This is a genomic window from Moorena sp. SIOASIH (assembly GCF_010671925.1).
In the GTDB taxonomy this organism is placed as follows: Bacteria; Cyanobacteriota; Cyanobacteriia; order Cyanobacteriales; family Coleofasciculaceae; genus Moorena.
In genome coordinates, this window is the sequence record NZ_JAAHIH010000001.1 from 1,321,376 (window position 1) to 1,346,619 (window position 25,244).

Here is a 25,244-nt window from a genome sequence, read left to right on the forward strand (position 1 = left end):
TAAAACGTCAAGTAAATGTCCAAGCAAATCAGAATAAAAGTAGGAAGACCTAGGCTCCACGAGGAAGCAAAGAAGAGTTACAGCATTAAGGCCACTGAAACTGGCTGGCAGGGACTGAAGCGATTAGCTGCCTGTTCAGGATTAAGTTTGTCTGAATATTTAGAATTCCTGGGAAGGACTGGTACTCTGCCTGATTGAGGGAAAATTCATCCCCGGAGACGAAACCTTAGAATAGTGGAGCCTTTATGGTTGGTCGGCTATGAGAAAAAGGATTAAAACTTTATTATTAAGGCTCCACTATTCTTACGGTAACTTTAAGCTCGTCGCAGGGATGGGGTATTCTTTTCCCTGGCCGTAGGCCACGCTACGCGAACAAACTCCCTTATTTGATAAAATCACACCTACCGTTTAGCCCTTTACTCTTATCAATAGTAAACTCTGTCCCTGAGAAAAGACTGATTTGACGGTTAAATTGCTTGCGAATTTCCACTAAAATAGGAGCAACAATCAATTCAGAGCGGGCTTTTTCGGTATCTATTTCCAATCCTAGAGGTAGGTTTTCTTCTAAAATATCTTTTAATAAAGGGCTAGGAGTAACTGGTTCAACGGATTCAAATAAGTTAACTCGTTCTTTAATCGATAGATTAAATTGATGTTTAAGTGTATCTAGAGTAAATTCACTGTAAGACATTGCTTTAGCTATCTATATATAGCTGTTATTAATTCTGTCAGGTACTTTTGCCAGTGGGTTTTAGGGAGCAGGGAGCAGGGAGCAGGGAGCAGGGAGCAGGGATTAGGGAGTCAGGATTAATAAATCGGATTACTATATGGGATTGCACTAACTTGGTATACTAACAAAATAGTAACTAATTATGGTAGCATCAACATTATTTTGTCAGGGAGCAAAACTTATCTCTTTAGAAAACTGGCTCAAGGATTACCGGAATAATACCGAATAGGTAGAGGGAGAATTAGTTAAAAAAAACGGTATCACCTTAAAGCACAGTCAAATTCAAGCTAAACTCCCCACCTACTTGGGTAATCAACATCAACCATGAAGCTTCAACAAACTAGCTATCATTATCGACCTCGACAATCTCAGTATATTCAAACTGATTTGGACTACGCCTTACCAAATCATAACGATTTCCACCTAGCTCAATAACATCTTCTTCGCAATCAGACTTAGGAGAATTGTAAGTCAACACATACTCTTTACCAAGAAAAGGAAGTATCTCATCAGCCACTTCTCCTCGCCACTGAGTCTGAGTCACTAAAACTACTAATTGATTCGCCAGTCTAGGTAAGATATTAGCAATTCGCCGACGATAGATTTCATCCAAGCTTCCAAAGGGAGAATCCATTACAATAGGAAAAGTACTACTATCGGGTCCCATCAGAGAATGCTCTTGACTCCAATCCCTAACTCGGTCAATAATTCCCCCGATAAAGGATAAACTTAGAATCTGATTCTCTCCCGTAGACGCAGCAACTAGGTTTTCTTCTCCAAGAGTGCTTTCTACTAAGGTTAACTCATACTTATCACTCAAGTTAGGAATGTAGGGTGTAAAGGAAATTGAGATAAATATCTCCTGGACCCGCTTCTCCAAAGAAGTCCGAAACTGAGTTTCCAAACGTTCCCTAACTTCAATTAACCGTTCAATAGAATCTTGAGCAGCAGCAATCCGTCGCTGTATCAACGCCTGCTTACTTTCATTCATTTTGTGCTTAGCAATCTGCTTATCCTTTAAGTCAATGTCTGTATCCAACTGTTCAATTTGTTGTTGATTCCCTCCTTGCTCTAGAGTTAGCTCCCGAATCCTAGTATCTATCTCATCCAATTGTTGTTGGAGGTGACTGATATCCTCATCGGGAAAGTTACGTAACTTTTTCTTGATATCATCTAGTTGGGTCTCAATTCTAGAAAGCTCAGTTCTTCCCTGAGCAATAGTATCTTGTTGTTGGTCAACATCCTGCCAAAACTCAGGCACCTGTTGGTTAATTTCATCAACTTGGGAACCCATCCTTATTGCGGTTTCTTCCACTTCAGCCATTCCGGCTTTATCCATCCAGGCTGCTACTTGCTGATGAGCATGAGTTCCCTCAGTTAATTCTACACCACAGATACAGCGTTTTTGCTTGAGTAAATCCCCAACAAATTGCCGCTTAATTCCAACAGGTAATTCCCCTCTTTCGGTGATTAAATCTTTGACAATTTCTTGAAAAGTTGAGCTTACCTCTGAGAGCAGCACGGTATAGCCACGAGTTGATATAGCTCGTTTCAAAATATGTTGACTTTGTTTTAGCTGTTCTCTAATTAACTTTTCCCTAGCTTCTAGTTCATCCCGCAGTTGTTGTAACTCCTGAGCGCCACCGAGTTCTAATAACCGTTGACCAATTGTCTTCTTTAGCTCATCTTGATCCTCTAACTCCTGCTTGATTTCCCTTTGACGCTTTAGTAGACTCTGGCTCGTCTTTTCCGATTTTCTCTGTTGTTTAAGCAATTGCTTAGTTTCCGAGTCGCCAATTAAAGACAATTCATAGTCTAAGGTTTTTTTCGCTTCCCTTAAATGTTTAATGGAGCGATTTAAAACTTCTACCCCTAGCAAGGTCTTGGTTGCTTCCGCAACTTCCGACTTTTTATCCGAGCGTACCAGTTGTTCAATTCGTTCTCCATCAAAAAAGAAGTATTGGTGCAAACTAGCTGGTAAAATTTGACCAATAATATCCTCGGGGAGTTGTTGAGGCAATAACCAGCGTCCATCATCTCCAGCGATTTGGAGATACAATTCTGTGTTACCTTGCTCGACTCCTACCTCAGTTTTGTAAGTACGACATAGACGTTTGACTTGGTAGCGTTTATTATTATGTTCAAATGCCACTTCTACCCAACAGTCTACTGGTTTATTGAACTGAGCTTCAGCAAGAGCTCGCTTATTCAGCAGTTGGTCTTCTGAAGCAAAAGCAGCACTAAACTTTTCATAGAGTACCCAAGAAAAGGCATTCAGTATGGTAGTCTTACCAGCACCATTATTCCCATGAATAATCGTAGTGTTTCGCTCGCCACTGGCTAACACAATCACTGGATTTTTACCATAAAATTGACGAAAATTACATAGCTGAATCGATAGCAGCTTCATTGCACTTCTTCCTTGACAATTCTCAAGATATCATCATTAATATTACGGGGAGTTTTCATATAGAGTTTATCCTTTTCTGCTTGCAAGACTCGCTCTATAATTCGGCGCACTTCTAGGGGAGCAGTGATAATCGGCTCCTGGACATCATGGAGTTCATTCTTGCTAGGAGAATAAGTAGAATGTTTTTCAGCTACTCTTCTGGAAATGACTGATGTAGCACCACTGGTAGAGTATCTAAATGCCATAACCGTATTTTTTTTAAAAGCGACTAACCTGTCAGATCGTGTCCGGTTGTTTCGGTAGTGTTATTTGTTGTTGTTTGTTTTAGTAATCGGTAATGGTAAATAGGGAATAGCTTGGGAGTAATCACACTTACCAATTCCCCATTACCAATTATCAATTACCCAAGTTTTACAATATCGATGTTTCCGGACATGATACCATATCTAGGCTGATTAAATTTATTTTAAGACTTTATTGTTTATTTATACTATAACCCAAAAATTTTGCAATATCTTAATAACGAGAGTCACCCAAAGCAGTACTCTATGTCTGTAGGTTTTTAGTTTTGGCTTGAAACGGCTAGGCACAATCACAGACAATCAAAAATGAAAAACGCAATTACGGCCTTCGGATTTTCTCTATTATCTCTAATATTGCCCTCTGAAGCTAAGGCATATGATTTAGATTTCACTAATCTTTATGTGTTTGGTGATAGCCTATCGGATTCTGGCAATTTGTTCAATATCAGTAAGGCAAGCAATCAGCTAAATCCCACCATTCCCATCATCCCCCAGAGTCCACCCTACTTTCAGGGAAGTTTTAGCAATGGTCCTATCTGGGTAGATTATCTAGCAGATGCTCTGGACATAGAGGTGAAGCGATCTACTGACTTGTCGGTGGTGTTACCGGATTCGCCGATACTTTCTCCAATCACTATCACTCCCGATGGCCCTCAAGTGAGTTTTTTCTTCAATGGTGCGACGACTACTCAAAGCGTAAACTTTGCTTTTGGTGGTTCTACAACCGGATTGGCTGGCATTGGTCAGTTGGGGGAGGTTGTACCGGGATTACTCACCCAAGTCCCAGGGTTTACCAATGACCTAATCCTATCTGATCAGATGGCTGACCCCAACGCCCTCTATATTCTGTGGTCAGGTGCTAATGATTACCAGAGTGCGGACCCTCCTAATCCTAACCAGGTGGTGAGCAATATACAGACAGCCCTGAACTCCCTGTATAACTTTGGTGCTCGCAATTTCCTAGTGCTTAACTTACCAGATTTGGGAAAGATACCTCAATCACTGAGACTAGATAGTGTATTATCGTCTGGCCTCACGGATTTGAGCGAGCAGCATAACTCTGTATTGGACTCCACCCTTAACGTTTTGAGGCAATCTTTACCTGACATTAACCTGATATCCGTTGATCAGTATGACCTATTTAATCAGGTTTTGACCAATCCTGGAAACTTTGGTTTCACGAATGTGACGGAAACGTGCTTAGATGGAACAACATTTATTGCCTGTGCTAATCCAGACGAGTTTTTATTCTGGGATGGCTTCCACCCAACGACAGCTGGCCATCAGATCATAGCGGAATCCACCTTAGCCGCACTGAAGTCCCAAGACAAGGCTAAGACTAAGTCTGTACCAGAACCAGTTTCTTCTGCCTCCTTAGGAGTGATAGGGCTTGCCTGGTTGCTTCGAAAACAGTTGAATAAATCCTGCTAGAGTTTACTATTAACTATAACACAGTGGCATCTACCCCAGCTGTCACCGTTGATACTAAATTGATACTTAATAGTTTGATACTACTATTGGTAAATTCTATGGGTAAATTTCTGTTAATCTTATCTGCGATCGCTTGCCTGTGTCAGACTGCTATAGCTCAGACACAATCAAGGCGTTGGGTCAGAGTTATGTCAAATGCTCAGACAGGCAATATCCACTACTTCGATGTGGATTCTTTGGTCAGCACTACTGATGAAATGGGCAATCCCATCCACTCCTTTGATAGTAGGATAGTATTTGGTAATCCTCTCGAACCAGGAGTGTATTCTGCCATTATCACGGTTCAAGTTAATTGCCCTGAGCGTTCCATACGTACATTGCGTTTTGAACAATACGATTCCCAGGGTAGTATAATCAGCCGAGAAGAATCGGAGAATGATTGGTACACAATACCCACACCCGATACTCCAACGGTTCATGTCATGAATGGTTTTCACACCTTAGCTTGTAAGTCTAATACTAATGTTGTTAACCGTTGACTTTTATCTGTTGACTGTTAACTGTTAATTGTTGACTTTTAATTTTTGACTGTTGAGTCGGAACTCAGCACTTTCCGACTCAGGAATCAATTGATATCACTCATCAGAAGATTAACTAATTCTTGGGTGATAGGGAAACCAGTTTGTTGCTCAAAGTGTAAAAACATCGGACTGGGGTTAGCCTCAAGAAACACGTATTCACCATTTGGCTTTAAACGCCAGTCAATGGCGGTCCACTGGAGCCAAAACGCTCTAGTGATAGCTTTACACTGATCTTGCACCGTCTTTGGCAGCCTGACCGGAATCAATTGAGCATCGATATCTTCTCGAAAGTCAAGAGACTTGGAGCGAATTTCTGCCGAGTACATCGAGTCCCCAATTACATAGGTGCGAACATTTGTGCCAGGGATATACTCCTGTATAGTAACAGGAGAAAGCCGCAGGGCTAAGTTTAGTCGTTCAGGTTGTAGATGTTTTTCTGTTAAAAACTGGACATGAGCACCACCATAGACTGGCTTAAAAATAACTTGATTACAAGACTTCGTAAACTTAATGATAGCGTCTGGATCATTACTAATTAGAGTATGGGGAATCGTTACACCCATTTGTTCAGCTTTGCTCAATTGTAGAGGTTTTTCCTTATGCAATTCATAAGCTTGCCATGAGTTTACCCAGTGAATTGAGGTTCCTTGCATCAACGTTCTTAGGGTACTCATAGCATCATTAAAAGCAACTCTCTGCTGTAATGGATTTTTGATTGGGGGAATTTGAACTCCAGAAAAATTACGCCAAAAGATGCTACGAATATCTCTCAGACGTAATTGATATCCATCGGATAGGGTGAGAAGTCCATCTTTAGTGTGTGGCTGCCAAGATAGTCGTAATTTAGTAGGAAACAGAGAGGTATCGAGATAGTTTGTCTTGCCTCCAGCCTTAGTCAGAGCATGGTTGATATGCGCAGCGTGAGTATCTTCAGGATTGCCCAAAATTAAAATATTCATCTATTGCCAAACAAAACGAACTAGTATTTATACTGTTCTGCTGATTATCCAAGTTCTTTTTTTGTTTCCGTTGAATCGGTTTAAGGATAATGCTTTCACCGTTACCAGCATTTTTAACACCATGATATTAACTAGATAATAGGGGGGCTAATCAAGTCACTATCATACTTTGTTTGGTAAAGATTTGCTATTTTAAAACACCCTCTAAGCCAATTGAATTTTGGTATACTATAATTTATATTTACCTTATCATCGGTAAATTTTATAGTTAAATGCATCCTGATATTACTCCTAAGATATACTGCACCCTGTTGACAAATTGCCTAAATGCTGAACCCATACGCTGCTAATGGGTCAGGGAGTTGTTAGTAGATTGCTCACCCCTCCCTATAGCTATCCTAATTCATGTGTGAACAATACTTTCCTTCAAAATAGTCCTCAGTTCTGAGTAAGAACTGTCACAGTTCACGAATCCTATAGGATTGCTATATTCCCTAATCTTTATCATTACTAAAAAATTGGCAAGTGTGCCAATATTGAGATTCTTTCCACTGGCCATGGTTCAAGGTGAATGCCTGAGAGGTCTTGTTTTTGTTCGATAGCAGCTAGGTTGTTACTCAAGGCTTCAAGGAGGTCTCCCCCTTCTTCTGACAAGGCTAGAGTGCTTGCACCCCCTTCTTCCCCGATGGCGAAGGTAGTAATACTGACATCTTCTCCAATCGCATCCGTAACAATACCTCCTTCTTTCCTGATGGCGAAGGTCGTAATATGCCCATCCTCCCCAATCGCATCCGTAACAATACCTCCTTCTTCACATGAGGTTTGGGCAGTAGCGACATTTAAACTGTCGTGTTGAGGAGGTGGACTGGCAAGTTGAGTATTCATGACTACTTTTAATTCAGAAAGCGTTAGTTCAAATGGATGGTCTATGAGATGTAGTAGATTTTGCGTTCGCGTAGCGGTTCCTTCGGAATATCGCATTTTCAATCTCATTCAGATGCATCTGTTGCCAACACCTAAACATTTGTACTTATAAACATTTGTACTTAGGGGACTCGGTTGATGCTATCTGCTCCTTAACGGTTTGTTATCGAGAAATAATCTCTGTATGTAACCATGACAAAGTAACCTGGCTTTCGTAATCCAGATAATTACTGATTCTGTTAAATCTTTTACAGTTCTATATCCGTGAATTCTCTAGTTTAGCTCTTATTCATGGATACATACTAACTAAGTAGTGGCCCACAAAACTAGGGGAAGAGAAAGGAAACTCACTAAGGTAGACAAAACCACTGTGCGTGCTACTAAGGGAGGATCTCCCCCAAACTCAGTGACTAAAACTACCGTACTAATTGCTACAGGCATGGCACTTTGTAACACCAACACCTGTAAATTTAATCCCTCCAGTCCCAACCCTTGACCAACGGTATGGGCAATTAGGGGAGCTACCAACAAACGCAAGGTAGTGGCGAGCAGCTCATACCGTCCTATCACCAAAGGGGTGCGAGACAATTGTATCCCCAACACAATTAAATCGATAGGGATTGCTGCCATACCCAACTGGTGAATACCCTTATCTAGCCCTAAAGGCAGTTTTAAGCGCAATAAACGCCAGGTTAATCCTGCCAGCATTGCCCAGAGTAGCGGTAGTTTTAGGGTTAAGCGCACTCCAGAACTAATGCTACCCCCTTTAAGCAAGGCTGGACAAATGGCAAACATCAACAAGGCAGCTGTGATCATGTACACTATAGCGCGTTCTAAACCCGGTGTACCAAAGGCAAAGGAATTGAGAGGAAGCCCCAGGTTTCCAGCATTGGGAAAAATAGCAGCAACCATAAAGCTTTTTTGGACAACTGCTGGTAATTTCAACAGTTTGCCTAACCCCCACGTCAGTAGGTAAAGCAACACAGCGGTAATAATCAACCCAGCGATTAAACCAGTGGTGCTTTCGGTAGACAGTGTTGTCCGATACAAGCTGTCTGCTATCAACGCTGGTACGAGAATATAAAGAGATAGCTGAGAAAGAGTTTGCTTGTCCACAGATAACCTGCGACCAGCAATAAATCCAATCAGGATAATTAAACCGACCGAAACGACAGCAGGTAGAAGAACAGTCATTCTATAAATACTGAGATGAGCCCCATTAAAGCAAAAGTCTGTTTGTTTGCAGTTTACTATTTATAGTTGAAAGTTGAAAGCTTCAAGCTTTCAACCTTCAACCTTCAACCTTCAACCTTCAACCTTTAACCTTTAACCTTTAACCTTTAAACCTATTTTTGCTAAACTGCTTCAGTCGCTGCCGCAGTTGTTTAATATTAGGTCTGTGACCTCCATAACGCCAACGCATATAAGCATGGGAAATCTGCTCAATGACCTCAGCGGATGCTTGAGGCTGGTCTTGACCTATACGGCTAGCGTACTCTAGGGGAGTTTGAGTCGGATGTTTGACATACCCTTTGGTTGCTAAAATCTTGATCATTTGCTGGTAAATCTGTTCCATTGGTGGCAAGGTTGCCAACCAGAAACGATAGCGCCAGTTTTTCCACTGATGCCAACCTAGCCAGCTCAGAAAACCAAATGCGATCGCTAATATCAAGCCACTCAACATACCTAACCAACCACTAGACACCATCTTCCACAATCCAACAAATATTCGGATAATGGTACCAATGGTGAGATGCCATAGATTGCTGAGTAAACCAGTTATTGGTGAGGGGAGCCAACCTGCTACCCACTGCCAAAACTGACGCAAGACACTAAAGGTTTGATATTGCTCGACGGAGGGGGGCAGCAATTCATGACCTGGGATGGGGTCAAAGGCAAACCAACCGTATTTAGGGAAATAAACCTCAGTCATGGCATAGGCATCGGTATTGCGGACGATGTAAAACCCGGTAAAGGGGTTAAATTCGCCAGTGCCAAATCCAGCCACTAATCGGGCTGGGATGCCTATGGAACGGAGCATAATCGTGAGGGTGGTGGAGAAGTGGTCAGGATAACCACCTTGATACTTGAAGAGAAAGGCTTCCACCAAATCTTGATTTTCTTCTAAAAAAGGGAATTGTGAGGGGTCTTGGGGGAGGCGATAACGCTGCTTAACCGCCTGGGCTAGATACAAGGCTTTTTCATAGGAAGAGGTAAGAGGTTTCTCTGAAGTGGCTAGGAGTTCTTCAGTACGTTGCCTGACCCTCACTGCAATTTGGGGCGGAATATCCAGATAGTAGTTTTGAATCGACTTGGGGTAGTTATCCCCAGCTTGCTGCAACCTAGTGCGATCGCGAAATGGAACTTCTGATATTACGGTATAGGTCAGTCCTTCTACTAAACCTAAAGGCGATCGCAAACTCCCTTCTGGTCCAATACCTATTTCCCGCGACGGAAAGAACAATTCGTTAGGATAGGCCAAAGCGGGAATCAGATTGGGCAGTTCTGATACAGCTGTGTAGGTTTGAATTACCTTTTTGGTTTGACCTGTGATCAAGGCAGGTAAGAGTTGGAAGCGATAGGACCAGCTTGGTCGAGTTATTTTCTGGACCTGATTATCCCGAGAAATTTCCCAACCCTGACCCGTGTAGTGGTCAAACGCTAGCACTCGCCAAAATCCCGGTGCTTGAGAACGCACTCGCATCACTACCTTAGGTTTGAGTTCTCCCCGCAGATTCTGGTTAATCTTGCTATTAAAGCCATAGTAAAATGTCTCATCCAACTCACCAGAACCCGTAGCGTTTTGAGAGCCACCACTACCATTTTCCCCTTGCTGTTTCCCTTCACTTACATAGCCAGGGTTAACAATTAACCTATTTTGTGAATCAAATCTCCGGTTTGCCATTTCCCCAGGAGCACTGACGGGATACATCTGGATTTGATAACCAGGGAAACGAGGCATCAGAGCAAAAATCGTTAACCCTAGCGCCATAATTACCCCGATAAATAAAATGAGACGCTTTAGGGGTATGGGTGAGGAGTGGGGAGTAAACCCGTATATTTTTTTACCTTTTTTAACCGTAGATATACCCAAACGTGACTGGTAATCCAGGACAAGAACCGGTAATGCGATCGCTAAAAATACTAACAAAAGAGGGGCAAACGTCAGAGTCTGACTCACAGTACCAGCAACCCCCAACAGGATTAGCCCAATTACCATCGAATAGCCCAAATCCTTGCGGCGCGGCAAGTCAAAGCTATGAAGAATTTGCAGCTGAACTAACAACTGAGCTAGAGCCAAGCGGGTATCATTGAGCTGACTGAACACATTGGCCAAAAAGGCTCCCAATGCCAGCAACATCCCCAATGCCAGCAAGAATTTCAGAGCAATGTTACGTTGGCGACGACGATACCAACTCCAGGTTGCTCCCACAATACTTAAGGGTACTGCCCAAAGACTCCAGAAGGTAGATGCGGCAACATCAACAGCCACAATTCCTACTACTACCAGTGCCTGCACCAACACCCTTAACGAAATCGACTCCTCTGTAGGAGGCAATGGCTTGGCCTCAAGACGCTGCCAAAACTGACTCACCATGGTAGATGCGTTATAGGTTATATGTCAAGGTTGGAATGTTAAAGGTTAGAATGTTAAAGGTTGGAATGTTGAAGGTTGGAATGTTGAAGGTTGGAATGTTGAAGGTTGGAATGTTGAAGGTTGGACTGTTGAAGGTTGGACTGTTGAAGGTTGGACTGTTGAAGGTTGGAATGTTGAAGGTTGGAATGTTGAAGGTTGGAATGTTGAAGGTTGGAATGTTGAAGGTTATAACCTGCAACTTATTAAGTTATTAACCTGAAACCTGTTAACCTGTTAACCTGCAACCTGTTAACCTGCAACCTATTAACCTGCAACCTGTTAACCTGCAACCTGTTAACCTGAAACCTGTTAACCTGTTAACCTGCAACCTGTTAACCTGCAACCTGTTAACCTGCAACCTGTTAACCTGCAACCTACTAACCTGTTAACCTGCAACCTGTTAACCTGCAACTATTCTGGCTAATGTGTAGGGCAGATTGCAAAGGTCAAAGGTTTCTGTTCTCCATGATGGAACCGAATCTCGATAGAACAAATCTGATTGGGTTGTAAATCATAGGATTCTACACTCAGGGAACCTGGATAGGTACGTTCTGCTTTTGCGGAGGCTTGGGGTGTACCTAGAGTCAAGCTACCACCTCTAGGCAAACGAGTGCTGACCCGTAGCTGAGACACACCATCTTCTTGATGATATTCGGCTCGCAGAGTCACTAAACCAGCACTAGTCTCCCACTGGCGCTCCACAGGAGTTTGATTTGGTGAAACTGGAATGGTCAGAGTGGTAAGAATTTCCTTAGCTGCTAACAGAGCCAAGACCATCTTTTGCTCATTGTTAGCTTCTTCGTAAGCTAGGGATGGCAGTAGTTGTTCTGTAGAACGGGCACTTCCCATCAAGATGGTGCCACTCCAGGAGTTAAGGGCATAGAATTCGTCAGGAAACAGCTTTTGAACTGCCCTAACCAGTTTAGCCCCTAGCTGATACTGGGAAGACACTGCCTCAGAGCAGGCTTCTAGCAATTGAGATAAAACGTTTTCTGGTATGGCAGTTGGTAAAGCCAAGTTAGACAACTGTGGCATCCAAAACCTAACTCCGGAAACCCAAGACTCTGCTATTGCGTCAACAATATCAGTTTCATAGTCAGACATTTCTGTCTCCCAAGGAAACAGAGGTGGGTTAAGTTCAATTTGAGCTTGTAATTTGCGCTTCAATAGCGTCTGGAAACGATTTTGCACGGTTGACATCTCTCCCAAGTTGTAGCGGCGGATTTCACCGCCTAGTGTAAGGTCATCATGGGTGATCGATTCTAGTGAATCCACCCACATGCGGTCTAAAACCGCTTCGCCATTGTGATTAGGGACAATGTTCAAGTTTTCCAAGTCCAGTGATTCTGATAAATCCAGGGGATATACATCAAAGTCAAAATCCGCTGCTGTTGTCTCACCCAGAGGTACAGTATCGTTTACTTGACCGTTTGATGGTATTGAAGCAGCGGGACGGGACTCTTTTAGCCAAGCCATTAAGCGGCTATAGAAAGCGTCCATATTGTTATCTATGTCACTATTCATCTTTAGATCTACCGGATCCGGATACTGAACTATTACGAATATCCCAGGCAATTTCGAGCAACTTAAACCATCGCTTCTGTGCCTGGTTTAGTGTACAACCCAAGGTCTTAGAAATTTGTTCATTGGAGTAACCTTGTTGTTTGAGTTTAAGTAATTCTGACTGTTGGGAGCTCAGTTTTTGTTGAAATCGTTGCCATTCTTTTGGTGTTAGCCCCAGATTTCGATCCAAATCTGCTCCCAGCCACTGATGTACCAATTCCCAACGGTGAGACAGAGCAAACCGAATCAGATGATACTTAAACCGTTGTTGTAAATAGTCCCGCTGTCTGGGATTGATGCCTAAAATCTCCTCAATTTCCCTGGTTGGCAGGTCTTTCAGCCGCAGAGTAAAGTAATCCGCACAATCCTGTTGCTGGCGTTCTTTGAGATAGGCGAATAATTCTTTGATTACAGTTTCCCGCAGGCTGGAGTCTAGGGGTTCAGAGTCTGATAATACCATTGCCTCCCGCACCTGCTGGATCGCCGCATCATTCCAAGTCGCATCTGACTCCTGTGCTGCTCCTTCCGCTGCTGTATCCATATCCACAGAGGTTTCTGGAGGTTGCTGTTGGGAAAAGGTTTGAGCACGTAGAATGACCAACTGTTGGGAACGGCGACCGGGTAAAGGAATACGTCGTTTACCATAGCGCTCTGTAAACGCCATATATTCTGATAGTTCCAGGAGACTGCGGGGACGATAGGTTTCCTCCAGGGAGGTTTCCCGCCGAAAGGCATTCAAGGCTTCGGCATAGAATCCCTGTAAGAAATCTTCAATCATATTCAGCCGCGCCTGGTAACTGGTCGGCGTTTGATGGGGTGTAATGTAGCGGTAGATAATGGCACTAAGAGTACTCTGTAGTTCTACCCTCCCTTGGAGCGACCCCAGTTTGTAGTAATGACAAACTTGCTTGAGACGATGGTTAGCGAGGTTTTGAGCCCAGCTGTCCACATCCCCAGAGGTTTGAATCCGATTACTTTCATTGCAAATACGATTAACTTCATCAGCGATACGTCTTGCTACGTCCTGGCAGTTTTGCTTAGAAGCACGAGTGGACTGCCGGAGTTCTTTATACAGCAGTTCAAATAGTCCTTCCACGCCCAGGCAGACTTCCCTCATCATGATTTTCATTCAATAACGACCCTAACATACACGTACTCTCGACAAATTTGATTTAGGTTTAGACTATGTGCAGCCAAATTCCTCACCCTATAGCTCCTATGGAATTAGACGAACAAATTAACAATTTGATTGATAATGCCCCACAAGATGGAACGACGCCTCAAGCGATTGAAGCGATCGCTCCAGTACTCAAACTTCTGGCGGAACAACTAAACCATCTGGAATATTACATTCTCCAAAATCTTGACCAAGGTTGGGTGTTGACGACACTGAGTAATCGTGCTAACCCTGATCTGGAGAAAAATGTTATTTATGCTTTTCCGACTGTTCAAGATGCTGCCAATTTTCATTCTGATTGGGATCCTCAACTTATGGCGTGCGGGGTGCCAGTCACTCACATTTTGTTTCAGATGTTGGCAATCGACACCGTCACTAGTACTGTTTTCTTTGATACACCTGGTAATTTAGCGGTTGGTTCAGAGGTCTCTCGAGAGGACCTACGAAATTTAATACAAGCTCAACTACAGCAAATCCGGTCAGCACCCAAGTCAGATTCTAACAATCAACCCCCTGATATTGCTTAACTATGGCTTCACCAGAGCAAGGGATCAGCGGATGAGGAGATGAGCGGATGAGGGGATGACTGGATGAGGGGATAACTGACAAAAGACTATTGAATCACAAATTATTACGATCACCCCTGATCACTTCATTACTTATCCGGTCTCATCTAGGCACTTTCCATGTATTCAATATAGTTATTCCCTGCCATCACGACCTCTGACCATCTCCCCATCGGTGAATTTACTATCTGTAAACGCAACTTGGTATTAATTTGCCACTTGCTATAATAGTGCGGCTAAAATTGCGGTTAAGCCCCCACTATGCCTCGCAATAAAACTATGGTAGCTTCTCAAACTGGCTTCCCTGATACGGAAAATCACTGGGCAAAGCCATTTATTGAAGGTTTAGCAAATCAGGGAATGATTAGCGGTTTCCCTGATGGCAGATTCCGACCTAATCTACCCATGAATCGATCTCAGTTTGCTGCCATATTAAAAAACGCTTTTTCCCAACCCGAAAAACAACGATCTGCTCCGAAGTTTATTGATGTATCACAGAAACACTGGGCTTTGGAGGCGATTCAATATGCTTACGAAACTGGCTTTATGTCGGGTTATCCTGGTAATCGCTTCCGCCCAGACACTAATCTGGTTCGAGTGGAAGCCTTGGTAGCGATCGCAGCTGGCTTGAACCTTCCCTTGAGTGAGATATCCGATGTACAGATAGAGCTACCCCAACTTTATCAAGATGTGGATAAAATTCCTGGTTATGCCCGAGACAGGATAGCCACCGCTACGGATGCTAACATAATCGTCAATTATCCCAATCCCAAGCGACTGCGACCCACTCAAGTGGCAACTCGTGCTGATGTGGCAGCGTTTATCTATCAAGCTTTGGCGTATTTGGGTCAGGTGCCAGACCTAAACTCAAAATACAGGGTTGCTTTCCAAACCACTAGGGAGGTTAGCCATCAGCGAGAGTTTCGGGGAGTTTGGGTTGCCAGTGTCTGGAACATTGACTGGCCCTCTGAAAAGGGTCTAGCAGCTGAAAACCAACAAGAGGAACTGATCGAGATTATTGAGCGGATTGAGGAACTTAACCTCAATGCTATGTTTTTCCAGGTACGACCGACGGGAGATGCTTTATATGCCTCAGAATTAGAACCTTGGAGTGAATGGCTAACAGGTACCCAAGGGCAAGCACCAGAACCATTTTACGACCCGCTGGAGTTTGCGATCGCAGAATGTCACAAGCGCAATATTGAACTACACGCCTGGTTTAACCCGTTCCGTGCTGCAACCGGATCACAAGTTTCCACAAAAGTCAAGCCTCACATCAGCGTTACCCATTCAAACTATGTTTATCAACACGGTAAACAATTGTGGATGGATCCAGGAGTAAAAACAGTTCAGGACTGGACTTATAACGTGATTCTGGATGTAGTCAGTCGTTATGATGTAGATGGGATTCATCTGGATGACTATTTCTATCCTTATCCTATCAAAGATCAAGATTTTCCTGATCAAAAAACCTATGAAGCTTATCAGGAAGCTGGGGGTGAACTGAGTTTGGGGGATTGGCGCAGGGACAATGTGAATAAGATAGTTGAGCGTCTCTACACTGGCATTAAAGCTACTAAGCCAACCGTTAAATTTGGGATTAGTCCTTTTGGAATTTATCGTCCTGGACAACCTCCTCAAATTAAGGGATTAGATCAATATGAAGCTATCTATGCTGACCCTAAAAAATGGTTAGAAGAAGGCTGGGTCGATTATATGGCTCCTCAACTTTACTGGCGCATTGAGCCTCCTGCCCAAAGTTATCCGGTTTTACTGCAATGGTGGACAGAAAATAATCCTAAAAATCGACACATTTATTCTGGGAATAGACTCACTAAGTTAGATGGAGAAGACTGGCCGATTTCTGAGTATGAAGAACAAGTTGAAATTAGCCGCGATCTAGTGTCTCAACTCTCCCTAGGAAATATTTTCTATAGCATGAAAGTATTCACAGAAAATCGTTTAGAGGTGGTTGACCAGTTCAAAAGCTCTATTTATTCTGAACCTGCTGTTGTTCCTAATATGGAGTGGTTACAGACTGAGCCACCTAAGACACCAGGTAATGTCAGAGCAAGAGATGGTAAGCTCAGTTGGCAGAAAGTTTGTGATGGAGAAACTTGTTATTGGACCCTTTATCGACAACAAGATGGGGTTTGGAGGTTGTACAAAATTCTGAATTCATCCACGCTGGAGATAGCGCTAGAGTCAGGAATCTATGCCTTGTCAGCGGTGGATAGGATTGGGAATGAAAGTTTAGGAGTTGTGGTGTCGTTGGGTTGAAGGTTGTTCGCCCCGTATTCGGTGTAGGTAAGGTTGAAGGTTAAATGTTGAAGGTTAAATGTTGAAGGTTAAATGTTGAAGGTTTACTATCCTATAATAGAGTAAAGAAGGCAGGAATTCCAACTTACGCCGCTATAATTTTCCCTTACATTCTAGTTTAACACCTGGCCATTAATTCGGCAGATGTTGGCTAAACTCATCTAAAGAATTCGCTGTTAATGCCCTGGCCATTAAGGTGTCCAATTGTTGGATATCTAAGTCTTCGATTTTCCTAGATATCTCTGAAGTAATCGTTCCAAATCGTAGTTGGAGTATTCGCTCCAAGCTAGCACGACGTTCTTGTTGAATGCCTTCTAATATCCCCTGTTTTATCCCCTGTTTTATCCCCTCTTCTCTGCCTCTTAATTCTCCAACTGCCTCTGCCCCTTCCAGCATACTAATTTCATACCGTTTATCTTCCAGATATTTCTGATAGGCTGCCTTTTCTGTATTCGGTAGACTCTCAATCCTCAGGTTTTCCTTGGCTTGGGCTAATCCCCTGGCTTGGAATTCCTCCTTGATTTCACTATTTTTCAGGAAATATATCCATTCATCTAAACTGTTTCTGATCACATCATCAAACTGTTTCACTCTCAAGATGTAATATTCGGGAAATATCTGGTACACCTGCTCAATTGTGAACAACTCCTTCTGGAGATTTGATGGCTCTAGTTTGTCCTGGGTATGACGTCCTCGGAAATCTAATTTCGCCTTATAAATGTAATCTTGTCCTTGGCCGAGGGGAAAGTAAACTATATTAATGGAGTAGACCTTTTTGATTTGACTATAAGGCTCTCCTTTATCCAGATATTCGGTAATCAGAGTCGAGACTCCAAATAACATCCGCTGAAAGTAATCATTTTCCGAACTATTTTGCACCTCTACTAGCAATAACTCCCCGGCACTATTGAGAGCTAGAATATCCACCCGGTTTAGTTTATTGTCTTGCCTCTGAGGATTACTTTCACTTTCTAGTATTGATTCAATGGTAATCACTTCCCCGAGTAATTCGCTGATAAAGCCTTCGAGGACAACATAATTAGCTTTATCCCGCAGTTGTTTTTTGATCGCCCAGTCAAAGCGTATGTGTGTTGCTGCCATGATTAGTCTTGCTATCTACAAGCACTATGCCATCTCGACTTAATTTCCTTTAGACTTCTATTTTAACACCTGGCCATTAATTCGGCAGATGTTGGCTAAACTCATCTAAAGAAGTAACTGTTAATGCCCTGGCCATTAAGGTGTCCAATTGTTGGATATCTAAGCCTTGAATTTTTTCAGATATCTCTGAAGGAATCGTTCCAAATCGTAGTTGAAGTATTCGCTCCAAGCTAGCACGACGTTCTTGTTGAATGCCCTGTTCTATGCCCTGCTCTATGCCCTGTTCTATGCCCTGCTCTATGCCCTGTTCTATGCCCTGTTCTATGCCCTGTTCTATGCCCTGTTTTATGCCCTGTTCTCTGCCCTGCTCTATGCCCTGTTTTATGCCCTCTTCTCTACCCTGTTTTATGCCCTCTTCTCTACCCTGTTTTATGCCCTCTTCTCTGCCCCTTAATTCTCCGACTGCCTCTGCCCCTTCCAGCATACTAATTTCATACCGTTTATCTTCCAGATATTTCTGATACGCTGCCTTTTCTTGATTAGGTAGACTCTCAATCCTCAGGTTTTCCTTGGCTTGGGCTAATCCCCTGGCTTGGAATTCCTCCTTGATTTCACTATTTTTCAAGAAATATATCCATTCATCCAAACTGTTTTTAGTCACATCATCAAACTGTTTCACTCTCAAGATGTAATATTCGGGAAATATCTGGTACACCTGCTCAATTGTGAACAACTCCTTCTGGAGATTTGATGGCTCTAGTCTGTCCTGGATATGACGTCCGATGAAATTTAATTTTCCATCATATATGTAATCTTGTCCTTGGCCGAGGGGAAAGTAAACTATATTAATGGAGTAGACCTTTTTGACTTTACTATAAGGCTCTCCTTTATCCAGATATTCGGTAATCAGAGTCGAAACTCCAAATAACATCCGCTGAAAGTAATCATTTTCCGAACTATTTTGCACCTCCACCAGCAATAACTCCCCAGCACTATTGAGAGCTAGAATATCCACCCGGTTTAGTTTATTGTCTTGTGTCTGAGGATTACTTTCACTTTCTAGTATTGATTCAATGGTAATCACTTCCCCGAGTAATTCGCTGATAAAGCCTTCGAGGACAACATAATTAGCTTTATCCCGCAGTTGTTTTTTGATTGCCCAGTCAAAGCGTATGTGTGTTGCTGCCATGATTAGTCTTGCTATCTACAATCACTATGCCATCTCGACTTAACTTCATTATACTGGATCAGTGGGTCAGTCCTGAGCAATGGTCTTTAGACAAACCTAGCCAAGAGGGATTAAACTGAAACAATAAGCAATAAGCGAATTTTGTCCATTTGAGTTGGTTACCGTGAGAGAGATTTTAAAGGTTATTCTTCCTCAACTGCGTCAGCACTTCGAGAAAATTTACAACGATATGAGGGGATTCGGGTCTCGTCAACATTGGGACTCTACCCCCCGATTCATAATGCGATGTTCCGTTCGCGAACGCATTAGACAAATGACCAATGACTACTGATTAATGACTAATCAAGGGCTGAGCGCTGACAGCTGAGAGCTGAAGGCTTACCTGATCAGTGTTTTTACCTTGCGATCTCCTTTTAAAGTAACTATAATCAATCTACCATAGCTAGAAAATTGAATAATTCTTTTGTCCTAATTTAGGATAGTCTAATCTAGGGGAGTAAACTTCATGAAAAATCAAATTATTGATCAAGTTTTGTACAACCACAAACTTGATATTGATCACCTGTTACAAGATTTGCAGAAATTTGCTAGTCAAATCAATAAACCGGAATTACAGTCAAAAATAAGGACGATACAAAAAAATAGTAATGAACCGTTTTTATTAGTTATTGTTGGAGAAGTAAAAGCCGGAAAAAGTAGCTTTATTAATGCCCTACTTCAAGAAAATATTTGTAAAACTGATGTTGAGCCATGTACGGATGTTATTCAACAAATTGTTTATTCAGAGCAGCAGTTTGAAAAAGAGATTAGCCCAACGTTACGAAAAATTGGTTTACCGATTGACATATTGAAAACTATATCAATTGTCGATACTCCCGGAACGAATACGATTCTGGACAACCACCAAGAGATTACTGAAAACTATATTCCTAACAGTGATTTAGTGTTTTTTGTATTCTTCGCTAAGAATCCCTATCATAAAACAGCTTGGGAACTTCTGGATTATGTTAGTGAGCAATGGGGTAAAAAAGTAGTCTTCATACTTCAACAGTCTGATTTAACTAAACCAGAAGAATTAAGCCGAAATACTCAGAGAGTTAAAGACTATGCTAGTCAACGACATATTGAGTCTCCTATAGTTTTTGCGACATCAGCGGAATTAGAAAACAATGGAAATGAAGAGGGGAGTGGGTTTAGGGACGTGAGACGATTTATTAATGATATGGTTACCGGTGGGGAGACTTACAAAATTAAACTGAAATCAATTAGCGATCGCACTCAAAACGTGATTGATGAATTAGACCATGAATTAAAATCTATCCAACGGCAACTAGAGCTGGATAAATCATCAGTAGAACGAATCAAAACTAAATTAGCTGTTGGTGAAAAAAAGTCTCAAGATGAGATTACTAAACTGGTGGATAAGTTAGCCGCTAACTATGATCTAGTTGCTGAGCAAATAAAATCCGATTTTAGCGCTGGTTTCACCTTTCCTAAACTAATCAATAAGTCCGTTGTTGGTACCGTTAATAAAAATGCCTCGATCCAAGCCTGGATCGATCAGATCAAGGCCAAGTATGAACCAGAGCTACAGGTCTCGTTAGAGGAAACTTTAAAAGAGGAGACACACCATTTTTTAGGGGATATTAAAAACCTAATTGATTCCTTAATAAAAGATTTAAATACTATCCAGAATTATTCCAGTAATAGCAATATATCTATCCGAGTTATGGAGCGCCGTCATGAGGTGTTTGAAGACGTTAAGCAAAAAGCATCTAAGCTCCTTGAAGATGCTGAGTTTATCAATACCTTAAAATCTAACGCTAGTGGAGTAGCTACCAATATATTAGGTGGAGCGGCGGTGACAGTAATTGCTGGCCTATTTATGGCGATAACCGAAATAGTAATATTGGATCTTATCGGTGCTGCGTTTGCCGGAGTTGGGATTTTATTTTCCGGGGGAGCGCTTTATCTTAAAAGAAAAATGATAATTAGCAAGATTAGCCAAAAATTAGACAGTGATAAAAATAAGTTGATCTCAGATATTCATCAGCAACTGAACTTAAAGTCTAGTCTGATCTATGAAGAAATAAAAAGAGTATTTGGAGATTTAGATGATTATGTTGAACAGGAAGAAGAAGGAATAGAACCTATCCTTAAGGACTATAGAACAATCCAGAGCAAGGCTAAGGATTTATTATTGATTGGTTAATGGTTATTGGTTATTGGTCTTAACTATTGGGTTAAGGCCGATTAATCTGTTCATCATTGCTGGCAGAATCATGCTTGTTGAAGCCATCATCTAGATATCTAATGCCCTTACTAGCTTCAACTGGTAGCTGTACTGGTAGCTTTACTGATCTCTCAATCAGTCCCAAATCTGCTAAACACCACCGGGGAGCACTGTGGCTGTGGGCGTTCTAGCAGCTTTGGGTATAGAACTGCTATCAAATGTGATATTATAACCTTGACAGTAGTTTTTGTTTACTGTAAACCTAACTTGGTCAACTTAGACCAGACGTAGCTATATAATAAATTATTTTTGACTCTCATTGAGGAGTCCCAGGAGGGATATGAGCAGCACAGATAGCAATAAAGACAAGGAACTCCAATTCACTGCTAAAGCAACTGGATCCTCAGGATACATCGATAGGAAACAGCTGAGCATAAAGCCATTACCCCAAAATCGTCCTATTGCTACAAATGTTAGTGAAGGGACAGATGAACTGATGGGCTATCTTGACTAAGGAATTAGTTACTAAGGGATTACTTGTCAGGTAAACGAGTGCTTCCGGGTGTGGTTAAGTCGGTCTTGTCTACAGTGTCATCTTTAACACTTCACCCGGAGTAAGCGTGTGCCTAGCCATACTAACGTTCTAAAACCCCTCAGCATAACGCTTCAACTCCCATGCCATTCGTTTAATACCCCGTAACTCATCCTCTCGGATAAACGGTAGAAACACCCGAGACAATATACCTGAATAAGAGTGTTTGTGGACGTATTTAGTACGACCCACTCCTATTTCTTGCAAATCAAATACACATTCACTACGAAAGCCAGGGATAGAAGACACCCAACTTAGACACACACCAGGCTGGACCTGAGTCACCAATGGCTCAAATTCTGTCTCTTCTTCATTGGGAAGCCGTCGCAGCGACAGAAAGACTTCTTTGCCCTGCTCAAACCGTAAACTTGAGTCACAATCAAATAGAAACGTGTTCCAGTACTTCCACTGCTGTTTATGGAACAAAATTTGCCAAACCTTCTGCCTTGGGACATTGATATCAATGTCAGTATAGAGACTTGTCATGTTAGTAAATAGCAGTTTTTACCGGCTTTAAGTACTGTTATTTTAGATTATGGTAAACGGTAAAGGATAGAAGGCTACACCACACAAAAGAATAATACGGATGCAGGTATGACTTAATCCATGCCCTAAATCCGCTGTGTAACATTATTAGTTATTAGTATCTTAACTTGTGCCTTGACTAGTGACATGTCTACTGGTTCTTTTGAAAAAAACAGTTTGGATTGGCAGTTGCAGCTGCTGCAACGACAATTCGGGGAGTGGTGGGAACTGACAATGTCTCAGGTGCCTCTTGACCAACCCCAAAGCTCACTGCCATCTTGGTTACTGTCTCCTATACTAGGTCAGGGGATTAGGATAACGTTTTGGTTACTTGTTGCTGTAATCCTAAGCTGGCTAGGGGTGCGGCTGTTGAGAGGATTACATCCTTATATTAGTTATTATTACCAGCAACTGACTCAAGCTGCAAACAGAGTGACAAAACGACCAGTTCCAGAATTATCAGTGGTCAATTGGTGGGAGCGATCGCAAAACTATCAGCAGCAGGGTAACTACACCGAAGCCTGTCGTTGCTTGTATATGGGGATGTTGCAGCAATTACACGATACTGGCATTGCCCCTCGCTATCCCAGTCGCACGGATGGAGAATATCTACAACTCATCCAGCAATTACCGCAACCTAAACCATACCAAATCTTACTGATCACCCACCAGCAGTTATGTTTTAGTAACGCCGAAGTCTCTAGTCAGGTTTTTGAACGGTGCAAGGAGGCTTATCAGCAGATAAAGGTTGTTCGCGTAGCGTGGCCGAAAGGCCAAGTATCAAGGATGAAGGATGAAATTTCCTAAGCGTCGGTTAGGGGTAATTAGTGCGATCGCAATCGTAGTACTAATGATCATTACCCTGGTAGCTGCTCCAGCTAATAATAAAATCAATAGCGGTTCTACTTACAGCCGCGCTCCCTATGGCTATGGCGCTTGGTACGCTTACATGGCAAAACGGGGAACTCCTGTACAGCGTTGGCAAAAACCCTTTGAGGATTTAGCGAATCAGACGGATGCTCAAGGCTCGGTTACCTTATTGCGTGTCACTAGTTGGTTGACAGTAGATGCTATTTATGGTAAAGAGCGAGAATGGATTAAACAGGGCAATACGATGGTGATTTTGGGAGTCAAGCAGCCGGTGACAGAGGCTGCTTTTAGTACTGTCCAAGAGGCTTCAACGGGAAAGGTTAAGGTTAACACCAGGCGGCGATACAAGGGTAATCAGGGGAAGAAAATTTTAAGCGATCGCTTTGGTGCTGTGGTTTGGGAAAAGCCTATTGGTGATGGTAGAGTTATCTTTGCCACTACATTCGATCTTGCTGCCAATGCCTATCAGGACTTTCCGGCTAACTATGAATTATTAGCGCAACTAGTTACTCCCTTGAAAGCAGAGGGGAATTTAACTAACCAAAATCCGGTTTGGGTCGATGAATACCTCCACGGTTACAAAGATGTAGATGTGATCAAGCGAGAGGTAGGTGAGACTCTATTCAGTTATTTAGCGAAAACCCCTCTATTGCCAGCCTTTATCCAAGGATTAATCATTCTTCTGGTTGCCATCTGGGCTCTGAATCGCCGCTTTGGACAACCATTGACCTTATCTGAACCAGTTGTGGATAACAGCGAAGCCTACATCCGAGCATTAGCAGGTGTTTTGCAAAAAGCAGGCAGCAGTGAGTTTGTGTTGGAAGTTGTGGGAAAAGACGAACAACTGCAACTGCAAAAAGCACTGGGATTAGGACAGACTCTGCTGGAGGAGCAAGCTCTAATTGATGCCTGGGTTGAGCAAACTGGACGTCCAGCTACAGAACTGAAACAATTGCTGGAAATTCAATCTAGTAAACGTCGTATTAGGGAGTCAGACTTACTAAAATGGCTGGGAAAATGGCAGAAAATTCGTCTTGATTGATGCGATGATCACAACTGCTGGATTTCGTAAACCACCGCCTATAAACCTAACTAATCCCAACCCCAATCAACCAGAGTTTGCCCATGCTATCCTGGTACCACGAAGACGGTCCCACAGGATAGCTAATCAAAGCAAATGACCAATGATCTCCCTGTCTTGAACCGCCTCAAGCAAACCCTTGGCAAAATAATTGTCGGTCAATCGACCCTAGTCGAACAGTTACTCGTAGCGTTGCTTAGTGGTGGACACGTGATTATTGAGGGGGTACCAGGAACCGGTAAAACCTTGCTTGTCAAAGTTCTAGCAAGGTTAATCCAAGCCGAATTTCGGCGGATTCAGTTAACCCCAGATATTCTACCATCGGATATTTTAGGAACCAATATCTTTGACCTGAATACCCGCAACTTTACCCTCAAAAAAGGACCAGTCTTTACTGAGATTTTGCTAGCTGATGAAATTAACCGCACCCCACCCAAAACCCAAGCAGCGCTGCTAGAGGCAATGGAAGAGCAGCAAGTCACCTTGGACGGGGAAACATTGCCTCTATCTGAATTATTTTGGGTGATTGCTACCCAAAACTCTCTAGAATTTGAAGGTACCTATCCCCTACCAGAAGCTCAGTTAGACCGATTTTTATTCAAGCTGGTAGTGGATTACCCAGACCCGGCAGCAGAAAAGCAAATGTTGCTCAATACTCAGAAAGGATTTCGTGGACGCCGTTTGGATTTAGAACGTCTGAAACCTCTAGCAACTGTAGAACAAATTTTTAGTGCTCGTCAAGAGGTTAAAGCTGTCCAAGTAGACGAGAAGGTGCTGGATTATTTGCTAGCCTTAGTTCAGCAAACCAGGCAAAATCCTGATTTAGCCTTGGGAGCCTCCCCGAGAGCTGCTGTAGCTTGGTTACAAACCAGTAAAGCCCAAGCTGTGTTATCAGGACGGGATTATGTGACACCGGATGATGTAAAAGCGATCGCACTCCCTCTACTCCGTCACCGTCTGATTCTGAAACCAGAGGTGCAGTTAGATGGGTTACAGATCGATAGCGTAATTGCTTCATTACTCAAGCAAGTTCCAGTGCCTAGGTGAGTGGCTC

Annotated in this window: 23 protein-coding genes and 1 pseudogene; 9 read left to right on the top strand and 15 right to left on the bottom strand. The window is 42.6% G+C overall.

What is annotated here, in order from left to right; genetic code table 11:
* Nucleotides 1-382: 382 nt before the first annotated feature.
* From F6J90_RS05900 to F6J90_RS05910, 3 genes are all read right to left on the bottom strand, one after another.
* Nucleotides 383-691 carry a hypothetical protein gene (locus F6J90_RS05900; RefSeq protein ID WP_293091527.1) on the bottom strand — a complete coding sequence of 103 codons (309 nt, stop codon included), beginning with the start codon at nucleotides 689-691 and terminating at the stop codon, nucleotides 383-385.
* 379 nt (nucleotides 692-1,070) lie between these two features.
* On the bottom strand, nucleotides 1,071-3,140 hold the full coding sequence (locus F6J90_RS05905) for an AAA family ATPase (protein ID WP_293091528.1): 2,070 nt from the start codon (nucleotides 3,138-3,140) through the stop codon (nucleotides 1,071-1,073).
* Nucleotides 3,137-3,385 (bottom strand): hypothetical protein, encoded by a 249-nt coding sequence (locus F6J90_RS05910; RefSeq protein ID WP_293091529.1) that lies wholly within the window; start codon nucleotides 3,383-3,385, stop codon nucleotides 3,137-3,139. The genes F6J90_RS05905 and F6J90_RS05910 overlap by 4 nt, the downstream gene beginning before the upstream one ends.
* Nucleotides 3,386-3,748: 363 nt before the next feature.
* Between F6J90_RS05910 and F6J90_RS05915 the strand changes: the two genes are divergently transcribed.
* Together F6J90_RS05915 and F6J90_RS05920 are read left to right on the top strand one after the other, a co-directional pair.
* Nucleotides 3,749-4,873, top strand: a complete 1,125-nt coding sequence (locus F6J90_RS05915; protein WP_293091530.1) for an SGNH/GDSL hydrolase family protein — start codon at nucleotides 3,749-3,751, stop codon at nucleotides 4,871-4,873.
* Between the two features lie 98 nt (nucleotides 4,874-4,971).
* Nucleotides 4,972-5,412, top strand: a complete 441-nt coding sequence (locus F6J90_RS05920; RefSeq protein ID WP_293091531.1) for a surface-adhesin E family protein — start codon at nucleotides 4,972-4,974, stop codon at nucleotides 5,410-5,412.
* 86 nt (nucleotides 5,413-5,498) lie between these two features.
* On the opposite strand, the gene F6J90_RS05925 is transcribed toward F6J90_RS05920, so the two are convergent.
* The 9 genes and pseudogenes from F6J90_RS05925 to hetZ all read right to left on the bottom strand — a co-directional run bounded on the left by F6J90_RS05925 (nucleotide 5,499) and on the right by hetZ (nucleotide 13,654).
* Nucleotides 5,499-6,413, bottom strand: coding sequence for an MvdC/MvdD family ATP grasp protein (locus tag F6J90_RS05925; RefSeq protein WP_293091532.1), 915 nt, complete (start codon nucleotides 6,411-6,413; stop codon nucleotides 5,499-5,501).
* Between the two features lie 510 nt (nucleotides 6,414-6,923).
* On the bottom strand, nucleotides 6,924-7,394 hold the full coding sequence (locus F6J90_RS05930) for a hypothetical protein (RefSeq protein ID WP_293091533.1): 471 nt from the start codon (nucleotides 7,392-7,394) through the stop codon (nucleotides 6,924-6,926).
* Between the two features lie 249 nt (nucleotides 7,395-7,643).
* Complete coding sequence (locus F6J90_RS05935; protein WP_293091534.1) at nucleotides 7,644-8,531, bottom strand: AEC family transporter; 888 nt, start codon at nucleotides 8,529-8,531, stop codon at nucleotides 7,644-7,646.
* A gap of 139 nt (nucleotides 8,532-8,670) precedes the next feature.
* Complete coding sequence (locus tag F6J90_RS05940) at nucleotides 8,671-10,935, bottom strand: DUF4129 domain-containing transglutaminase family protein (RefSeq protein ID WP_293091535.1); 2,265 nt, start codon at nucleotides 10,933-10,935, stop codon at nucleotides 8,671-8,673.
* A gap of 53 nt (nucleotides 10,936-10,988) precedes the next feature.
* Nucleotides 10,989-11,114: pseudogene (locus F6J90_RS43450) on the bottom strand (pentapeptide repeat-containing protein); the annotation flags it as partial.
* A gap of 86 nt (nucleotides 11,115-11,200) precedes the next feature.
* Nucleotides 11,201-11,317, bottom strand: a complete 117-nt coding sequence (locus F6J90_RS43455) for a pentapeptide repeat-containing protein (protein WP_366513695.1) — start codon at nucleotides 11,315-11,317, stop codon at nucleotides 11,201-11,203.
* On the bottom strand, nucleotides 11,284-11,385 hold the full coding sequence (locus F6J90_RS43460) for a pentapeptide repeat-containing protein (RefSeq protein WP_366513696.1): 102 nt from the start codon (nucleotides 11,383-11,385) through the stop codon (nucleotides 11,284-11,286). The genes F6J90_RS43455 and F6J90_RS43460 overlap by 34 nt, the downstream gene beginning before the upstream one ends.
* Before the next feature lie 9 nt (nucleotides 11,386-11,394).
* Nucleotides 11,395-12,498 carry a hypothetical protein gene (locus F6J90_RS05950; protein WP_293091537.1) on the bottom strand — a complete coding sequence of 368 codons (1,104 nt, stop codon included), beginning with the start codon at nucleotides 12,496-12,498 and terminating at the stop codon, nucleotides 11,395-11,397.
* Nucleotides 12,491-13,654, bottom strand: a complete 1,164-nt coding sequence (gene hetZ, locus F6J90_RS05955; RefSeq protein WP_293091856.1) for a heterocyst differentiation protein HetZ — start codon at nucleotides 13,652-13,654, stop codon at nucleotides 12,491-12,493. Before hetZ ends, F6J90_RS05950 begins: the two co-directional genes overlap by 8 nt.
* A 101-nt stretch (nucleotides 13,655-13,755) precedes the next feature.
* Here hetZ and F6J90_RS05960 point away from each other — a divergent pair, with 101 nt between their 5' ends.
* Both F6J90_RS05960 and F6J90_RS05965 read left to right on the top strand, forming a co-directional pair.
* Nucleotides 13,756-14,241, top strand: coding sequence for a hypothetical protein (locus F6J90_RS05960; RefSeq protein ID WP_071102393.1), 486 nt, complete (start codon nucleotides 13,756-13,758; stop codon nucleotides 14,239-14,241).
* 300 nt (nucleotides 14,242-14,541) lie between these two features.
* Entirely contained in the window at nucleotides 14,542-16,560 is a 2,019-nt protein-coding gene (locus F6J90_RS05965; RefSeq protein ID WP_293091538.1) for a family 10 glycosylhydrolase, read from the top strand.
* A 171-nt stretch (nucleotides 16,561-16,731) separates the two neighbouring features.
* Here F6J90_RS05965 and F6J90_RS05970 read toward each other — a convergent pair whose 3' ends face one another.
* Together F6J90_RS05970 and F6J90_RS05975 are read right to left on the bottom strand one after the other, a co-directional pair.
* The gene (locus F6J90_RS05970; protein ID WP_293091539.1) at nucleotides 16,732-17,700 is read right to left on the bottom strand and encodes an Rpn family recombination-promoting nuclease/putative transposase; all 969 of its coding nucleotides are present in this window, start codon (nucleotides 17,698-17,700) and stop codon (nucleotides 16,732-16,734) included.
* 76 nt (nucleotides 17,701-17,776) lie between these two features.
* On the bottom strand, nucleotides 17,777-18,889 hold the full coding sequence (locus F6J90_RS05975; protein WP_293091540.1) for a PD-(D/E)XK nuclease family transposase: 1,113 nt from the start codon (nucleotides 18,887-18,889) through the stop codon (nucleotides 17,777-17,779).
* A gap of 505 nt (nucleotides 18,890-19,394) precedes the next feature.
* Between F6J90_RS05975 and F6J90_RS05980 the strand changes: the two genes are divergently transcribed.
* Together F6J90_RS05980 and F6J90_RS05985 are read left to right on the top strand one after the other, a co-directional pair.
* Nucleotides 19,395-21,101, top strand: coding sequence for a dynamin family protein (locus F6J90_RS05980; protein ID WP_293091541.1), 1,707 nt, complete (start codon nucleotides 19,395-19,397; stop codon nucleotides 21,099-21,101).
* A 361-nt stretch (nucleotides 21,102-21,462) separates the two neighbouring features.
* Entirely contained in the window at nucleotides 21,463-21,636 is a 174-nt protein-coding gene (locus tag F6J90_RS05985) for a hypothetical protein (protein WP_293091542.1), read from the top strand.
* Nucleotides 21,637-21,765: 129 nt separating this feature from the next.
* On the opposite strand, the gene F6J90_RS05990 is transcribed toward F6J90_RS05985, so the two are convergent.
* Nucleotides 21,766-22,200 (bottom strand): SRPBCC domain-containing protein, encoded by a 435-nt coding sequence (locus tag F6J90_RS05990; RefSeq protein ID WP_293091543.1) that lies wholly within the window; start codon nucleotides 22,198-22,200, stop codon nucleotides 21,766-21,768.
* A gap of 186 nt (nucleotides 22,201-22,386) precedes the next feature.
* On the opposite strand from F6J90_RS05990, the gene F6J90_RS05995 reads away from it, so the two are divergent.
* The 3 genes from F6J90_RS05995 (at nucleotide 22,387) to F6J90_RS06005 (ending at nucleotide 25,237) form a co-directional block, all read left to right on the top strand.
* Nucleotides 22,387-23,046: a DUF4129 domain-containing protein gene (locus F6J90_RS05995; RefSeq protein ID WP_293091544.1), complete on the top strand. Its 660-nt coding sequence runs from the start codon at nucleotides 22,387-22,389 to the stop codon at nucleotides 23,044-23,046.
* Nucleotides 23,033-24,151 (top strand): DUF4350 domain-containing protein, encoded by a 1,119-nt coding sequence (locus F6J90_RS06000; protein WP_293091545.1) that lies wholly within the window; start codon nucleotides 23,033-23,035, stop codon nucleotides 24,149-24,151. The genes F6J90_RS05995 and F6J90_RS06000 overlap by 14 nt, the downstream gene beginning before the upstream one ends.
* 135 nt (nucleotides 24,152-24,286) lie before the next feature.
* Nucleotides 24,287-25,237: a MoxR family ATPase gene (locus F6J90_RS06005; RefSeq protein ID WP_293091546.1), complete on the top strand. Its 951-nt coding sequence runs from the start codon at nucleotides 24,287-24,289 to the stop codon at nucleotides 25,235-25,237.
* Nucleotides 25,238-25,244 lie beyond the last annotated feature (7 nt).

Bases quoted from the DNA above. Each gene is read 5' to 3' on its own strand.
- F6J90_RS05900 (WP_293091527.1), bottom strand. From the start codon at position 691: ATGTCTTACAGTGAATTTACTCTAGATACACTTAAACATCAATTTAAT.
- F6J90_RS05905 (WP_293091528.1), bottom strand. From the start codon at position 3,140: ATGAAGCTGCTATCGATTCAGCTATGTAATTTTCGTCAATTTTATGGT.
- F6J90_RS05910 (WP_293091529.1), bottom strand. From the start codon at position 3,385: ATGGCATTTAGATACTCTACCAGTGGTGCTACATCAGTCATTTCCAGA.
- F6J90_RS05915 (WP_293091530.1), top strand. From the start codon at position 3,749: ATGAAAAACGCAATTACGGCCTTCGGATTTTCTCTATTATCTCTAATA.
- F6J90_RS05920 (WP_293091531.1), top strand. From the start codon at position 4,972: ATGGGTAAATTTCTGTTAATCTTATCTGCGATCGCTTGCCTGTGTCAG.
- F6J90_RS05925 (WP_293091532.1), bottom strand. From the start codon at position 6,413: ATGAATATTTTAATTTTGGGCAATCCTGAAGATACTCACGCTGCGCAT.
- F6J90_RS05930 (WP_293091533.1), bottom strand. From the start codon at position 7,394: ATGCGATATTCCGAAGGAACCGCTACGCGAACGCAAAATCTACTACAT.
- F6J90_RS05935 (WP_293091534.1), bottom strand. From the start codon at position 8,531: ATGACTGTTCTTCTACCTGCTGTCGTTTCGGTCGGTTTAATTATCCTG.
- F6J90_RS05940 (WP_293091535.1), bottom strand. From the start codon at position 10,935: ATGGTGAGTCAGTTTTGGCAGCGTCTTGAGGCCAAGCCATTGCCTCCT.
- F6J90_RS05950 (WP_293091537.1), bottom strand. From the start codon at position 12,498: ATGAATAGTGACATAGATAACAATATGGACGCTTTCTATAGCCGCTTA.
- hetZ (WP_293091856.1), bottom strand. From the start codon at position 13,654: ATGAGGGAAGTCTGCCTGGGCGTGGAAGGACTATTTGAACTGCTGTAT.
- F6J90_RS05960 (WP_071102393.1), top strand. From the start codon at position 13,756: ATGGAATTAGACGAACAAATTAACAATTTGATTGATAATGCCCCACAA.
- F6J90_RS05965 (WP_293091538.1), top strand. From the start codon at position 14,542: ATGCCTCGCAATAAAACTATGGTAGCTTCTCAAACTGGCTTCCCTGAT.
- F6J90_RS05970 (WP_293091539.1), bottom strand. From the start codon at position 17,700: ATGGCAGCAACACACATACGCTTTGACTGGGCGATCAAAAAACAACTG.
- F6J90_RS05975 (WP_293091540.1), bottom strand. From the start codon at position 18,889: ATGGCAGCAACACACATACGCTTTGACTGGGCAATCAAAAAACAACTG.
- F6J90_RS05980 (WP_293091541.1), top strand. From the start codon at position 19,395: ATGAAAAATCAAATTATTGATCAAGTTTTGTACAACCACAAACTTGAT.
- F6J90_RS05985 (WP_293091542.1), top strand. From the start codon at position 21,463: ATGAGCAGCACAGATAGCAATAAAGACAAGGAACTCCAATTCACTGCT.
- F6J90_RS05990 (WP_293091543.1), bottom strand. From the start codon at position 22,200: ATGACAAGTCTCTATACTGACATTGATATCAATGTCCCAAGGCAGAAG.
- F6J90_RS05995 (WP_293091544.1), top strand. From the start codon at position 22,387: ATGTCTACTGGTTCTTTTGAAAAAAACAGTTTGGATTGGCAGTTGCAG.
- F6J90_RS06000 (WP_293091545.1), top strand. From the start codon at position 23,033: ATGAAATTTCCTAAGCGTCGGTTAGGGGTAATTAGTGCGATCGCAATC.
- F6J90_RS06005 (WP_293091546.1), top strand. From the start codon at position 24,287: ATGACCAATGATCTCCCTGTCTTGAACCGCCTCAAGCAAACCCTTGGC.